The sequence below is a fragment of the Leptothoe sp. ISB3NOV94-8A genome, from assembly GCF_043421595.1.
Classification (GTDB): Bacteria; Cyanobacteriota; Cyanobacteriia; order Phormidesmidales; family Phormidesmidaceae; genus Leptothoe; species Leptothoe turfae.
This window is the reverse complement of sequence record NZ_JAXSQW010000001.1, coordinates 4,041,402-4,054,908: the sequence shown is the minus strand read 5'-3', so window position 1 is coordinate 4,054,908 and position 13,507 is coordinate 4,041,402. Positions and strand designations below refer to the sequence as shown.

12 protein-coding genes are annotated in these 13,507 nt (G+C 45.9%); 2 read left to right on the top strand and 10 right to left on the bottom strand.

Annotation, left to right across the window (positions count from 1 at the left end; genetic code table 11):
* Window position 1: 1 nt before the first annotated feature.
* Complete coding sequence (locus SPB21_RS17030; protein ID WP_163667964.1) at window positions 2-667, top strand: response regulator transcription factor; 666 nt, start codon at window positions 2-4, stop codon at window positions 665-667.
* Between the two features lie 111 nt (window positions 668-778).
* Here the strand turns inward: SPB21_RS17030 and SPB21_RS17025 are convergent, their stop codons facing one another.
* The 6 genes from SPB21_RS17025 to SPB21_RS17000 all read right to left on the bottom strand — a co-directional run bounded on the left by SPB21_RS17025 (window position 779) and on the right by SPB21_RS17000 (window position 8,379).
* Window positions 779-2,374 carry a hybrid sensor histidine kinase/response regulator gene (locus SPB21_RS17025; RefSeq protein ID WP_499867237.1) on the bottom strand — a complete coding sequence of 532 codons (1,596 nt, stop codon included), beginning with the start codon at window positions 2,372-2,374 and terminating at the stop codon, window positions 779-781.
* Window positions 2,375-2,648: 274 nt separating this feature from the next.
* On the bottom strand, window positions 2,649-3,116 hold the full coding sequence (locus SPB21_RS17020) for a response regulator (protein WP_163667967.1): 468 nt from the start codon (window positions 3,114-3,116) through the stop codon (window positions 2,649-2,651).
* Between the two features lie 36 nt (window positions 3,117-3,152).
* The gene (locus SPB21_RS17015) at window positions 3,153-5,462 is read right to left on the bottom strand and encodes an ATP-binding protein (RefSeq protein ID WP_499867236.1); all 2,310 of its coding nucleotides are present in this window, start codon (window positions 5,460-5,462) and stop codon (window positions 3,153-3,155) included.
* A gap of 416 nt (window positions 5,463-5,878) precedes the next feature.
* Complete coding sequence (locus tag SPB21_RS17010; RefSeq protein ID WP_163703346.1) at window positions 5,879-6,178, bottom strand: hypothetical protein; 300 nt, start codon at window positions 6,176-6,178, stop codon at window positions 5,879-5,881.
* 125 nt (window positions 6,179-6,303) lie between these two features.
* A complete protein-coding gene (locus SPB21_RS17005) occupies window positions 6,304-6,891 on the bottom strand; it encodes a LabA-like NYN domain-containing protein (RefSeq protein ID WP_499867235.1) in 588 nt (195 codons plus the stop codon).
* Between the two features lie 561 nt (window positions 6,892-7,452).
* Window positions 7,453-8,379, bottom strand: coding sequence for a hypothetical protein (locus SPB21_RS17000; RefSeq protein ID WP_499867234.1), 927 nt, complete (start codon window positions 8,377-8,379; stop codon window positions 7,453-7,455).
* A 297-nt stretch (window positions 8,380-8,676) separates the two neighbouring features.
* Between SPB21_RS17000 and SPB21_RS16995 the strand changes: the two genes are divergently transcribed.
* On the top strand, window positions 8,677-8,883 hold the full coding sequence (locus SPB21_RS16995; protein ID WP_006515584.1) for a hypothetical protein: 207 nt from the start codon (window positions 8,677-8,679) through the stop codon (window positions 8,881-8,883).
* Window positions 8,884-9,078: 195 nt separating this feature from the next.
* On the opposite strand, the gene SPB21_RS16990 is transcribed toward SPB21_RS16995, so the two are convergent.
* From SPB21_RS16990 to SPB21_RS16975, 4 genes are all read right to left on the bottom strand, one after another.
* On the bottom strand, window positions 9,079-9,963 hold the full coding sequence (locus SPB21_RS16990) for a hypothetical protein (RefSeq protein WP_163667975.1): 885 nt from the start codon (window positions 9,961-9,963) through the stop codon (window positions 9,079-9,081).
* 96 nt (window positions 9,964-10,059) lie between these two features.
* The gene (locus SPB21_RS16985) at window positions 10,060-11,511 is read right to left on the bottom strand and encodes an alanine/glycine:cation symporter family protein (protein ID WP_499867232.1); all 1,452 of its coding nucleotides are present in this window, start codon (window positions 11,509-11,511) and stop codon (window positions 10,060-10,062) included.
* A 71-nt stretch (window positions 11,512-11,582) separates the two neighbouring features.
* The gene (locus SPB21_RS16980; protein WP_163703349.1) at window positions 11,583-12,071 is read right to left on the bottom strand and encodes a WbuC family cupin fold metalloprotein; all 489 of its coding nucleotides are present in this window, start codon (window positions 12,069-12,071) and stop codon (window positions 11,583-11,585) included.
* Window positions 12,072-12,142: 71 nt separating this feature from the next.
* Entirely contained in the window at window positions 12,143-13,096 is a 954-nt protein-coding gene (locus SPB21_RS16975) for a putative 2-dehydropantoate 2-reductase (RefSeq protein WP_499867230.1), read from the bottom strand.
* Between the last annotated feature and the right edge of the window lie 411 nt (window positions 13,097-13,507).

The following is a 13,507-nucleotide window of genomic DNA, read 5'->3' as shown; positions in this document are numbered from 1 at the left end:
AATGAACCGGATTTTGATTGTTGAAGATGAGGTGCGAGTAGCTGAATTTTTGGATAAGGGGCTACAGGCCAATGGATTTATAACGACAGTAGCAACTACAGGTCTTGAAGCCGTTGCCTATGCGTTGGATGGCGAATTTGAGCTGATTGTGTTGGACTTAGGGCTGCCGGGTAAAGATGGTTTGTCAGTCCTGACCGAGTTGCGTGGCCAGGGCTGCCAGAGCCCGATTATAATTTTGACCGCCCGTGATGACATTGCCGATAAGATCACAGGCTTTGAATCGGGGGCGGATGACTATGTTACCAAACCATTTCGCTTTGAGGAACTCTTAGCTCGTGTGCGGGCGCGGTTGCGTGCAGCCAGCTCTAAACCTGAAAAGAAGTTTATCCTTAGACACCAGAATATTGTGCTAAATCTACGTACACGGTTGGTACATGTGGGTGAGAAGGCCATTGAATTATCAGCCCGCGAATTTACTTTGATAGAAACCTTTATGAGTCATCCGGGGCAAGTGCTTAGCCGTGAGCAGCTCTTGGATCGGGTATGGGGCTATGATTATTCCCCCGGTTCTAACGTGGTGGATGTCTATGTCGGTTACCTACGTAAAAAACTAGGCAGTGGCCTGATTGAAACTGTACGAGGCATGGGGTATCGCATGCCAACTTAGGTGAGCTACTCGCATCGTTGCCCTTGATTAATCGTGACTAATTGCAGTGTGGCGTCTACATGTGGTGAGCAGGCCCTTGCCTTATCTATGTCTGGTAGGGTTGCCCTGATCTTAATCCCCTTGGTAAATATTTTTAGCAGCCTGGGGTTGTTTGGGTAATGTGAAAAACACTTTAGTCCCGCAGCCTTCCTCGCTTTCTAAATCAAGATTGCCCTCATGTAGGTCAATACAGGCTTTAGTAATCGACAACCCTAAGCCAATGCCTTGAATGTCGCTAGCGTTGCTGGCTCGGCTAAAGGACTGAAACAAATGGGGCTGATCGGCACTGGGAATGCCAATGCCAAAGTCTTTGACGGAGAGCGTAATTGTGGTGTGTTCTCCCAGTAAATGAATTTCGATGCGGCCTCCATCGGGAGAAAACTTAATGGCATTGGAGAGGAGATTGTCGATGGCTATGCGTAGCATGCCCTGGTCTCCCCAAAAACCATTGGTTTTGCCGGTTATTTGCAGAATTAACTCATGGTTTTGGCTTGTTTCTCGATGCTCTTCAACAATATCTGCAACAAACTGCAGAATATTCATGGGAGCGGCCTCAAATCGGGCTTGATCAAGCTCACACTGATGCATCATCAGCATGTTGTCCACAAGTCGGGTCATGTGTTTGGCCTTATCCTGAATCATGCTCAGAAAGCGGGTCTGCTGTGATGTATCTAAACGTTCGCTATGGCGGTCAAGGGTAGAAGCAGCCCCGAGAATAACTGCCAGAGGAGATCGGTATTCGTGGGAAACCGTAGCTAAGATTTGGGATTTAAAGTGGTTCAGTTCTTGGGCTTTTGCTAATGCTATCTGGGTTTGGGATAGGAGTTCAGATTGTTGGATTGCGATCGCAAGTTGTACCGCTAATTCATTGAGAATATTATGTTCTTCAGGTTGCCAATCCGTTGTTTTAGAATGTTGATTAGCTACTAAATATCCCCAAATCTGATTTTGAAGTGACTGTGGTGAATTGATGACAATGGGGGCACTTAGTTCTCGATAGTTAGGCCTGGGCGGACTATCAGTATTCTGGTCATTAAGCTGGGCTGGTGCATTGAAAGATGAGGGGGGGTGATCGCGTGTTCCCAACTCAGCCTTGATGGTGGGTGTCTTCTGCAAGTCACATTGATAAACTGCCACATGGTCACATTCCAACAGCTGCTGTACTTCTGCTACTGCCGTATCCAAAATTTGCTCAAGGTCTAGCGATTGCCGAATACGTAACGCGGTAGTGGCGATTAGCCGTTGCTGCTCACGGGTTTTGTGCAGAGCAACATGGAGATGAGATTGTTGAATAACGCTTCTAACCGTGCGTTGTAATATCTCTGGTTGCAGATGGTGCTTCCCTAAATAATCTTGCACACCATTCTTCATTGCTTGCACAGCCAGTTCCTCATTCCCCTGACCTGTCAGCATGATGATGGGAGAATGAATTTTGCGTTGGTGTTTTTGTAACTGACTGAGAAACTCTAACCCAGTCATATCGGGCATATAGAAATCTAGCAACACAACATCAAACTGCTGCTTTAAAGAGAGTTCTAGAGCCACCTCGGCTAAACCAGCTTCGCAAAACTCATAGGTATTGTGAGGATCACAAGAAAGATATTCACGATAGACTTCCCTATCCTCTGCGCAATCATCAACGATGAGTAAAGTGTGAGCTACAGGCATATAACATAATGGGGCATCTCAAATAACAGCGTGCCACCATATTTTAATTGTTAATAAAATATAAAAGACAGTATACAAAAGTTAATAACGTGTCCGGGGCTGATCTAAAATCTGCTTTAGAAAGGTTTGCAAGTGCCCTAATCAAAATGTAAATGTGCAGACTTTGATCATCTAGAAGATTGCCTACCTTGTAAGGCAGTGAATTCATGCGCAATCTGACTTTCAGTCCGCTATACCCATTTGTCTGACTTTGATTTTTAAGCTTGATATATCCCTAATTTATCCCAGTTAATTCAACCCAATCAGGGGGAGTATTTGTATGCAACCAATAGTTTACAAAGGCTTGAATTGCTTTCTCAAATTTTTCTGTCCCAACCGGTTTTATTAGATACCCATTTGCTCCCTTTCTATAGCAAAATTTAATATCCCTTGGATCAGAATTAGTTGTAAAAATAACGATCGGAATTTCACGAAACTGATCATCTTGCTTTAGCCGTTCTAATACTTCTCTACCGTCGGTTCCAGGAAGATTTAGATCCAGCAAAATCATGGAGGGACGTGCTGTATTTTCAGGGGCTTCTTGATCCAGGTTTCGATACAAAAAATCTAGAGCTTTATCCCCGGTGGTGCAGCGATAGATAGGATTGGCAACAGCCAGATCTTCCATGAAGATCTGTAGGACTTCAAAGTCTTCATCGCTATCCTCAATGACTAATAGAGGCGTTGTGCTATTGTCGGGCATAAACTTAAGAAAGGTTTAATTTTTCGTTAGAGTTTATTATTTTTCTTCACAGTTTAGCACGAAGTAAAAGGTAGTCCCTTGACCATAGTTAGATGCCACCCAAATGTGCCCACCATGGCGTTCGATGATTTTCTTCGCAATCGTTAATCCCACCCCTGTTCCACCACCGTAACTATCACGTTCATGGAGGCGCTTGAATAGCCGAAATATGTTTTGAAAATGGCGTTCCTGAATGCCAATGCCATCATCTTTAACGTAAAGTACGCATGTATTGGGCGCGATGGTGATTTTGTCTTGACTGTCAAGCTGCTGCTCATGCTCAACTAAATAGCCAATTTCAATCATGGGCTGGGGCTTATCAGTGTATTTAAGGGCATTGCTAAGGAGGTTGCTAAAAACTTCCAAAATTAATACGGGGTCAGCCCTGACTGTAGGTAAAGGTCGTGGAATCTGAATCTGGAGTAGCGGTCCGCTACCTTCACGACCAGCTTGCAAAATATCGATAACTGTTGGTAAAAGCTTATTCAGATCGATGGGCTGAGAGTTCAATTCAGCTTGCCCTAGTCGTGAAAATTTAAGCAAAGCATCAATCAACCCATCCATGCGCTCTGCTAGCTTGACCAAAGTTTCTAATCGCTTGACACCAGAGTCACCTAAAGCCTGACTATGGCGTCTTAAAAGGATATTTGAAAAATTGCTAATCCCTCTCAAGGGCTCTTTGAGATCGTGGGAAGCTGCATAGGCAAACGAATCGAGTTCCCGATTGCTACGCTCCAATTCAAGATTGATTTGTGCCAGTTCATCAGCCTTATTCAGCACAATGCCAACGATGGCATTTTTTAAGGCTAGGGCGTTGTCTATTTCTGCTGCTTTCCAGGGCAGGGCTGTGGCTTGTACAGTCTCTTGCCATTGTTGAAATGACGTGCGGGGACAGAGAAAAATACTGCCATCTTCGGTTTCATGGATAGACTCTTGTGGATTTCCTGCCCAATTAACCGTTTGTAGAACTTCAGGCCGAAACCAGAGAATGAGATAACGCCGGAGTTGAGATATTTTGAGAATAACTAGACCACTGGCGATGTCCTTAAAATTGATGGCGGCTGGATATTCCTCAGACAGACAGTTGGTGTGAAAAATTTCTGTGGTTTTGGTTTCTATAGACCAGTTAATTAATGCCTGCACATCTTCCGTGGCAGGGGTATGACCAATTAGCGTAATATCTTCACCGAGACAAACTGCGACGCCTTGAGCCTGGAGGACTTCTAATAGCCTTGGTTCTGGATGAATCAGTGCCTGTTTAAAGTCTGTTGCGCTGGCAATGGATGAGATAAAGTCAGCCTGGATTGCCTTGAGGGTGTTGAGATAGTGGAGTTCATTTTGGTTAACTTTGCTGGTTAGTTCAGCGGCAATAAACTGTCCTAATATCTCGCAGACCGCTCTAACGGTACAAGGAAGGAACTTCTCTGTGGGGTGGTGGCATGAAATCAGACCCCACAGCTGATTGTTACTGACTAAGGCAATCACCAGTAATCCAGTGACGGCCATGTTTTGATGATATTCAATGCAGCAGGGGTCAACACCTCTGAGGATGGAATAACTTAAATCTAATGGTGCCTTACCCGACTCAAGCTCTGTAGAAATGAGTTCAACGGGGGGGGCGGTTAGATTGGGGATAAATCGCACCGTGCTCTTTTGATAAAGCTGTCGCACTGAGGTCGGGATATCTGTGGCGGGATAGTGCAGATCTAAGTAAGACACCGCCTCAGCGGGCTTTACTTCGGCAACCACTGCACCAGCCTGTTCTTCATCAAACTGATAGACCATGACTCGGTCATAGCCAGTCAATGTCTGTATTTCAGTGGCAGCTGCCTGGAGAAAAGCAGTTAAGTCGTTGACACCGCGTAAGCGAGCAATAGCCTGTTGAGCGTTGCTTTGTAAAACCGCCAGACCCTGGACCGTATATAGACGGGTTGGTTCTAGTTCTAGAATGATGGTTTCATTCATTCGATGCACCAGACCATCAAAGTATTTGGTGTCATCTGATGTGGAAATAGCAATGGGTATATAGCTGGGACGCTCCGGAGCGTTTGCTAAGCGGTGTAGCAGTTCCGCTTGCGTTGATACCGGGGACTCTAACAAATCCAGGAATGACTGTCCTAGCAATGTTTGGGGCTCGATACCTAGATAGTCAGTGGTATTACAACTGAGCTGTGTAATGGTGAAGTCTGATGCCGCTAGTGCCATCAACACGCCATGGGGCTGAGTCAAACCAATGCGATGGACAGGAAATGATTCATGGTCTTGCTGGAGCCTACCTGGACCGTGTGGCGGATCAAACTGTCTCATTCTGGAGGGGGCAACGAAGGGAGAGCTACACGGAACAACTTAATACATTTTCCTACTGCTACAAGTATTACAGAAAGTTAAGAGAACTTCAGCTTCTCTTAACAGTCCGAGGGATATTAGTTATAAATATGTACACACCTCTGATAAATGTGTTTGGTCCTAGCGCTTAGTCAGAGTTTTTAAGGTTCTCAATGTCGGATTTGAAGCGACTTGAGCTAGCATTTTTCCTTAATCAGCTATTTGCAGTTTGTTTTCAATAGGTTAAGTAAGTGCCTGAGACGGTTAACTGCTTTGCTTATTGAAAGTGTATGTCTCTACTGTTGATTTAGAATTCAAAGGCAATGGTTTCTCAGCGTCATTGGCCGGTAAAAGCGACTGTTATATTTTTGGCAAGTCTTGTTGTACTACCTACGGCCCTATATTGCTTTATTGTATGGAAGCTCTATGGGTTTGCTGCCATGGGTATTTGAGAATTGTTTTGTTCTGACATTGTCAGAAAGGGGTTGATTGTTAGCAACTTCACGAATTAAGTGGCTGCGGCTGCGAATGTACGCTCTGATCTCATTAGTTTCATCGTGGCTCAGATGAATGTTATCTTTTATTTTTTTCAATAACCATAGGCAGATAGCCTCGTCACTTAAGCCTTCCAGTATATAGCTATAAGTTTCCACCATGCTCCAAATCAGACGGAGATGCTCACTATTAAATGAAATCATTTTTATAAAGTATAAAACTGCTAAAGGTTAAAGAGATATACGAGTTTCCTTAGAGATAAGGAAACTCGTATTGTTTAATAAGCGTTTCAATCTGATGGAATGCAACTATGGTTGAGGTCTGATGTTTAGGCCGCACTAAATCTGGCACGTTTGTAGTTAGCATGCCGCTTTGCGATCGCATCCTTAAAACTTGCAAAATCAGTGGCACTATCCGTTTCACTAAGCAGGCGTTCGCTCGTAATGGACTGCAGGCTAACCAGCTCTGTGCGGGTGCTTGAATGGGCAAAGTGGTTAAGTAAGCGAGTAAAGCGACCATCTCCACTGACTAGCACAACGGTGTCGCAAAAAGCCGACTGTGTGATCATGTCCGTTGCTATTTCAACGCAAAAGTCAATAGAGCGCTGGGAGGCATCAGAATTCTCTTTTGTTGAAATCTCTTTAGTAATTACACGATAGCCATTGCGCTTCATCCACAGCAGAAACCCTTGCTGTTTAATGTTGTTGGGATCTACGCCAGAGTAAAAATAAGCCCGTAATAGCTGACCGTTGGGAACAAGCTGTGATATCAATTTGCTGTAATCAATCTCAATGCCCAGCGTTGACGCTGCATAAAAAACATGGGCAGCATCGATAAAGACAGATACCCTACCCTGTTCTAGAATTGCAGGGGAAGTGGGTAAGTCTTTAAAGGTAGCTGGGTTATTAGTTAGCATCGCAGAAAGATTCCTCTACTGAGTTAATAGATCAGAGAGATATTCGAGGCATTCTTTTGGATCGATTCCGGTGTTCTAGCGAATGGCTCGATTCTGAGCAGCTTGCAAGATCACTTGTGCCGAAAAACAAGATCGTCTACAGGACTCTCAATCGATATACAAATGAATTTTCGAAAACTCTCAACTGAGTTACTTAAAAAACTGCCAGATGACTAATAAAACCTGGCATGATTGGGGAGTTCAAAAAAACACTGATTTAATAATATCTTAAGATTTGCGGATTATTTTATATTCTGAGAAGTAAAAATATGTGAAAGTTCATTTAGGCCCAAGGTTAAGGGTGTTATGAAGCTGCTTAATCATCTAAACCAAAGACAGGTAATTGTTTAAAATGCTTGCCAGGCGTACTTTCAGGAATGTTGCGTGCTTTTAAAGTACTGGTTAGCCGCTGTCGCTTTTAGACTTAAGATTTTTGTTACATATGTCCATGAAAATAGGTGTCTGTACTGTGCTACTTGAGTAGATGGTGGGTGTCTGGTGGTCACTAGGTGAATCGTCTTTTTATGGACAGACCGCTCTGACTGCACCTGCATCACTCCCTCGGCTACACACATAGCCAGTGCTGGCGCTACCACTTACATCCATCCAGGCAGCATCGTAATAGATCTGATGAACAATAGAACGGATGCTGTCATCGGCAACATGCTCAATCCAGGTTGCTAGGTAGCCACCGCCATTGCCTGCATAATTGGTTACCAATACTTCCACCCAGGGGCGTTCAGCACTAATGCCTTCAGGGATTTCGTTGGGTAATATCCAGCCCCCTTGCAACCAACCTGCTTGTTTGGCTAATGCTCTGACCAGCATGTAAAGCGGCTCATTATCACTATCCCAAGGAGCAATATCCATATCCATAGTTGTTTCAATTGCCCAAGTACTGTTGTTGGGCTCTTCTATGGCTGCGCAGTCTAGTCCTAATCCACAGGTTGTAGCCCTATCAAGCGCTGATTGCTCAATTTGTGTAGCGGCTGGTAGCCAGTCAGCAGCCATATTCATCACAGGTAAAAATTCCAATCCAATGGCTAGGTGTGGCGTCGTGCTGTTTAAGCTAGGGTCCACATTCTCTACCCCATGGCTATCTACTAAAGCTTGATAAAGTGCTGGCGATAGATTGTAGTGATCGAGCTTTACGTGATAAAGAAACTCAGAATTTTGCCAAACCGGATACAAGCGCACTCTTACACGCCAAGTCGGTGTGTCTGGGATACCACCTAAACGTGTTGCATATTCTAAGGGTCCCATGGTTTGAAAATATCTGAAGCCTTGCTCATCAAGACTTTCTAGCCCATTGGGTGGTACCTGTTGCAGCTCGGCTGGTGTGGAGGTAGCTGGTGTGGCCGGGGCGGGGGCTTCAGCTTTGGCTAGACTGCAGGCAATCCACAGCGGCAGGATTAGGGCTACCACATGGCCTATATGACGAATACCCATGGCGAATCAGACTCCTAAGGAAATCAATTACAACTGGCTGACCACAAGCGGCAATCAGGTGCAAAGATATCTTCCAAATCTGGCTGGGGTTTTCCGGTAATGCTTGATGTTAGGGACCTATGCTAGCTCTCAGGTTGGTCTTACATGAGGAGTTTGGCCAGCTTTTTTCTATGAACTGTGGCTTTTCTCAGCAAGCCAACTGCATAATCAATACGCTTTAACCATATAACAAGGCTAGACTAGGTCAGATAAATAAGCCAAACTAATAATTGACAGAATATCCAATATGCCGGACGCATGGTTGAGCATGAACCAGAGGATCCTAGAATTCAAGAAATTATCCAGGCTGAAAACTTGCCACCTGAGGTTGTAGACCAGGTGGTGGATGAGTTTTTTAAGATCTTTAAGAGCTCTTACGCAACCATTTGCATACAGTTGAGTGAACGTCTCTTAGATGAAGCATTACGGATTGGCCGAGAAAGGATTAATCCTGACGATAGTTGAGAATGGGTAACTTAGTGTCAGTAAGCTCAGCAATTTAGCTCAATGCCACCAAAATCAGAATATTTTAATCACTGGCTACGTCATAGACCTGGAGGATGAGAGCATCAGGGGCTATTCTGCCAGTCGTACCCATAGCAAAGCCTCTAGTAATAAGTGCTAGAGGCTTCTTTATTTGAAAAATGTATCGTGGGTGGCTTATAGCTTTGGTCGCCCTAAAAGTAATGTAGTTAAGGCGTCTCGTGCACTTTCAGGACGGGGGCGATTAAGTAACCAACGTAGGGGCGGAAAGGCAATTTCATCGGGAAGTAAGACAGCTTGAAAATTAAACGGCAGCAACAGATAAGCAGTGTGGTTTGTCTGATCGTGAGTGATCTGGCGGATGCCAATCATCAATCCTAGGCTATAGGCCATCATCGGTGGAAGATCCTGGATGTCCTCAGGGGTCTCAATCAAATCTGTTATCAGATCCGCTACTTCAATCATCTCAATCAAAGGTCTGCCCGGTCTTAGGTTGCGGGTCTCTGGATCCAGGCCTAGACAATTCTCTCCTGTGACTCTGGTAACAAAAGATTCACCAGGGTTAATTACGCTTAATACTTGAGATCGAGATAAGTCGCCACTAATGGGGATGCCTGCACGTACAACGCGCTGTGTTCGTCGTGTAGTTCCTGAGCTGACCGTGCTTCTGTCCCAATCAATAAATACCTGGGCATCACTCGTTGTGTTGCGGATAGTGACATTGAGGTCCATCAGTGACATGGCCAGAGGCATGCGACCCATGGGGCCAACATTGACGGTCACTTTGCGCTTTTGCTGAGCATTATTTTGAGATGTGACCGTTAGTGCCAGTTGGGGAGGTAATTTATATCCTTTAAGCTCCAGCTCTTCGATTTCCGCCGTAATTTGCTGTGTATCGGGGAGTTGTTGCAGCTGTTGGTTAACCTGAGCAAGTAACGCTCCACGGTTTAAGTCAACCTTTAATTTGTTTTCCAGGGTATTTTCTACAGAGAGTGCCATTTGGTAGAGCACATAAATCACTACCAAAAAATAGACTGTCAAAATTAGAACATCACTACCCATTACCCGACTACAGCCCTATAGATTTACTACTGACCAAAAGTGCCTATAGGTTACACCTATTTGTAAAAAGTAGGGCTGTAGATTGGGGCAAGATGGTTAGGGATTAGAAGAGGATGAGTGGTCAGTGGTGGGTGGTGACTGAAAGGAATGTTCAGTATGCCAGTATTTGTCTAGGCTACGGGCTACCTGGTTGGATAGCAGCAGGAGACCCAGCATATTGGGAATACCAAGGGCAAAGACCATGATGTCACTAAAGCGAATCACAGTATCTAGGCCAATGATGGTGCCGCAAAAGCTACCCAAAATATAGAGTAGCTTATAGGTCAATAGACCTTGCTCTCCGAACAAGTAGCGCCAACAGGCTTCGCCATAATAAAAACAGGAAATAATTGTGGAAAAGCTAAATAGGCAAACAATTATGGCCAGCCCCCAGGTCATCATCGGCACTTCGGTGGCAAAGGCAGTCGTTGTGAGCTCAATGCCGTTGACGATGCTGCCAGGTTGATAAACACCTGTTAGCAAGCAGACTAAGGCGGTTAGATTGCAGATAATAACTGTGTCGATCAGTGGTTCTATCAGGGCGACGATACCTTCACGGACGGGTTCAGGATTCTTAGTGGTGGCGTGGGCAATGGCTGCAGCACCCGTACCTGCACCATTGGAGAAAACACCTCGCTGTAGACCCTGTACCATGACGCCGACGATGCCCCCTTCAATGGCAACTGGATGCCAGGCCGAATGCCAAATTTGACCCATGGCGTTGGGGATATCTCCCAGGTGATGGCACACGATCCAGAGGGCGGCAGTTAGGTAAAGCCCTACCATGGTTGGCACAATGGCTGAGGCTACTTGGGCAATGCGTTGGATGCCGCCAATAATCACGGTAGCAACGGCCAGGGCGAGAGCGATACCGTAAACGCTAGGCTCACTTAGCCAGCTCCACTGTAGGTGTTTCCCCAGGGCAGCGACTGCCATCCCCGACTGGTTGGCCTGAAACATATTGCCACCGCCGATGGCCCCAACCATGCAAAGAATGGCGAAGGTAGCTGCCAGCAACTGTCCCATGGGTTTGAGCCCGCGCTCGGCCAGGCCCTGGCTGAGGTAATACATGGGCCCCCCCAATACCTGGCCATCTTGGATAACGCGATATTCTTGGGCCAGGGTGCATTCGGTAAATTTGGTGGTCATGCCCAGTAGTCCTGCTACGGTCATCCAAAGGACTGCACCGGGGCCTCCCAGTTGGATTGCGATCGCAACTCCAGCAATATTCCCCAACCCCACCGTTGCCGACATCGCCGTCGCCAACGCTTGAAAGTGATTCACCTCCCCAACCTCATGCGGGTCATCATAGTCACCCCGCAGTACCGCCAGGCTATGGCGCAGCCCCCGCACATTAATAAACCCCATGCGCAGCGTCAGATACACCGACCCTGCCATCAACCACAGCACAATCAGCGGCACACCCCACAGTCCAAAAAACAAGGTACGCTCCAACAGCGTCACCCCGATATCAAAACCATGGTCCATATGTGTTAGCAGTTGATTCAAGGTTGCGCTTTCCATTAACGGCAAATCATCTTTTCTAGGATCAAGGTCACCCTAGGGCCATCGGTACAGGCCTAACCCGAAAACAACTCAGCCCATGCCTGTACCTGCTGCTGTGCCGCAACGGTTCCCTCTGCCGGAAACTGCTGCATAAAATCCTTATCTGCTGCTGGTACGTAAGGCCCTTCCTTAATCTCAAACATCACCGTATTTGGAGCCAGGGCGATCAGCGAGTGGTACTGTCCTTCCGCCAGCTCTAAACCATAGGTTGGTCCCTGGGCACATAGGCGCTCAATCTGAATCACCTGCCCCTGCTCATTCAGTATTAAAAAACCAATCTCACCCTGAAGCACCAGAAATAGCTCAAACCCATTGCTATCTTTAGCCCGTAGATGTCGGTGTGGACGCACATAGGTGCCAGGCTGTAACACATTGATAAACCGTTGGACAGAGTCCGGTAGCTGATGCAAGTTGTGGTTTTTCCGTAAACGAGGCAGCGCTGATGCCTCCTGGGAAACGCTGTCAAACAGCTCTTGAGATACGCGTTTGATGACGGTGGGCATGGGATGGAACAGTGATGATTTCGGAATAAGTTACCAGTTATCTACTAGTGTAAACCTATGTAAAGGGTGCCTCAATTTGAAAGCGCCCGCACTTGCTTATAAAGCTTTTCCATCTCCGGTACTTTGACCCCTACCTCTGCCGCGGCCCTCACCGGGTTACCTAAAATCGCCTCCACCTCCAATGGTCGCCCTTCATCAAAATCAATTTTCATGCTGGTACGATAGGGCTTCATTTTTGTAGTGGCATTCAGCATGTCAGCGGCCCAATTTATAGGAATATGGCGAGTCGAAGCAGTTTGCTTAGAAAGATGGTCAACCCATGTGTTGGCAGCCGTGATCACCTCCGTCATCAGGGCGTGGATCTGTGCCTTAACCGCCTCATCTGCCATCAGCTCATTCGTGGTCGCATCCAACACCACCGACAATCCGTTATAAGGCACGTTCCACACTAGCTTGCGCCAACGGGCCATAAACAAATCTTCGGTGACATCTATGGGAATCTTTGCTCCACGGAAGTCATCGGCAATTTCCATCATCGTGGTTGTAAGTTCTCGCTGTTGATTTTTCCCACTGTAGGCTCCGAGCTGAATTTTTCCGTAATCCAGGTGATGAATGTGACCTGACCCGACCTTGTTAGAACAGATAAAACAAAGGCCTCCCATAATCTGTTGTGGTGACACCAGTTGGGCAATATCTTCTTCAATGCCTAGGCCATTTTGTAAGGTGAGTATTACTGCGCCCTCACGCATCGGTGGCATTAGCTCTGTAAGGCGATGATTTTGTGTTGTTTTTAAGGCAATAACAACAACATCTACCGGTGGCATATCTGCTGGGCTATTGTATGCATTTACCTGGGGCAGTGTGATATCACCATCGACAGATTCCACCAATACGCCGTATTTTTTTACATGCTCATAGTCGCTACGCAACAGAAAATTCACATCACAGCCGCTTTGCTGTAATCGTGCTCCGTAATAACCGCCAATGGCCCCTGTGCCAATGATGACATAGCGTTTAGCCGACATCCTTCCCTACTCCGATGTATCATGCCCATCAATTGTACGGGGCAAACTGAGATCTCTGCCGTTGCTGATTTAGACGATGAATCGCCCCGTAAAACTTGCCAGCAACCTAGATTGGGCGGGTTGAAACATACCGCAGATCAGCAATGGTAGATTTTTCTTGGTTGTGGTGTTCGAGTATTCGATTGTTCGACAAAAACTGCCTCTCAAAAACAGAGTTAGACCTTAATGCCATACTACAGCCGCTATGTTTTTGGTTTAGGCGTTGTGTGTGGTGATGGTTTGGTCGGGTTTACCATTGACAGAATGGATAGCATTGATAAATAGATAAAAATCTATTGTCATTATTTGTTTTTTATTGAGTTTTGTTTACATAAGCTACATATGTATCAATATAAAATTATTTATAATCCT

Coding starts and splice junctions, on each gene's coding strand:
- SPB21_RS17030 (WP_163667964.1), top strand. CDS start 2: ATGAACCGGATTTTGATTGTTGAAGATGAGGTGCGAGTAGCTGAATTT.
- SPB21_RS17025 (WP_499867237.1), bottom strand. CDS start 2,374: ATGCCTGTAGCTCACACTTTACTCATCGTTGATGATTGCGCAGAGGAT.
- SPB21_RS17020 (WP_163667967.1), bottom strand. CDS start 3,116: ATGCCCGACAATAGCACAACGCCTCTATTAGTCATTGAGGATAGCGAT.
- SPB21_RS17015 (WP_499867236.1), bottom strand. CDS start 5,462: ATGAGACAGTTTGATCCGCCACACGGTCCAGGTAGGCTCCAGCAAGAC.
- SPB21_RS17010 (WP_163703346.1), bottom strand. CDS start 6,178: ATGATTTCATTTAATAGTGAGCATCTCCGTCTGATTTGGAGCATGGTG.
- SPB21_RS17005 (WP_499867235.1), bottom strand. CDS start 6,891: ATGCTAACTAATAACCCAGCTACCTTTAAAGACTTACCCACTTCCCCT.
- SPB21_RS17000 (WP_499867234.1), bottom strand. CDS start 8,379: ATGGGTATTCGTCATATAGGCCATGTGGTAGCCCTAATCCTGCCGCTG.
- SPB21_RS16995 (WP_006515584.1), top strand. CDS start 8,677: ATGGTTGAGCATGAACCAGAGGATCCTAGAATTCAAGAAATTATCCAG.
- SPB21_RS16990 (WP_163667975.1), bottom strand. CDS start 9,963: ATGGGTAGTGATGTTCTAATTTTGACAGTCTATTTTTTGGTAGTGATT.
- SPB21_RS16980 (WP_163703349.1), bottom strand. CDS start 12,071: ATGCCCACCGTCATCAAACGCGTATCTCAAGAGCTGTTTGACAGCGTT.
- SPB21_RS16975 (WP_499867230.1), bottom strand. CDS start 13,096: ATGTCGGCTAAACGCTATGTCATCATTGGCACAGGGGCCATTGGCGGT.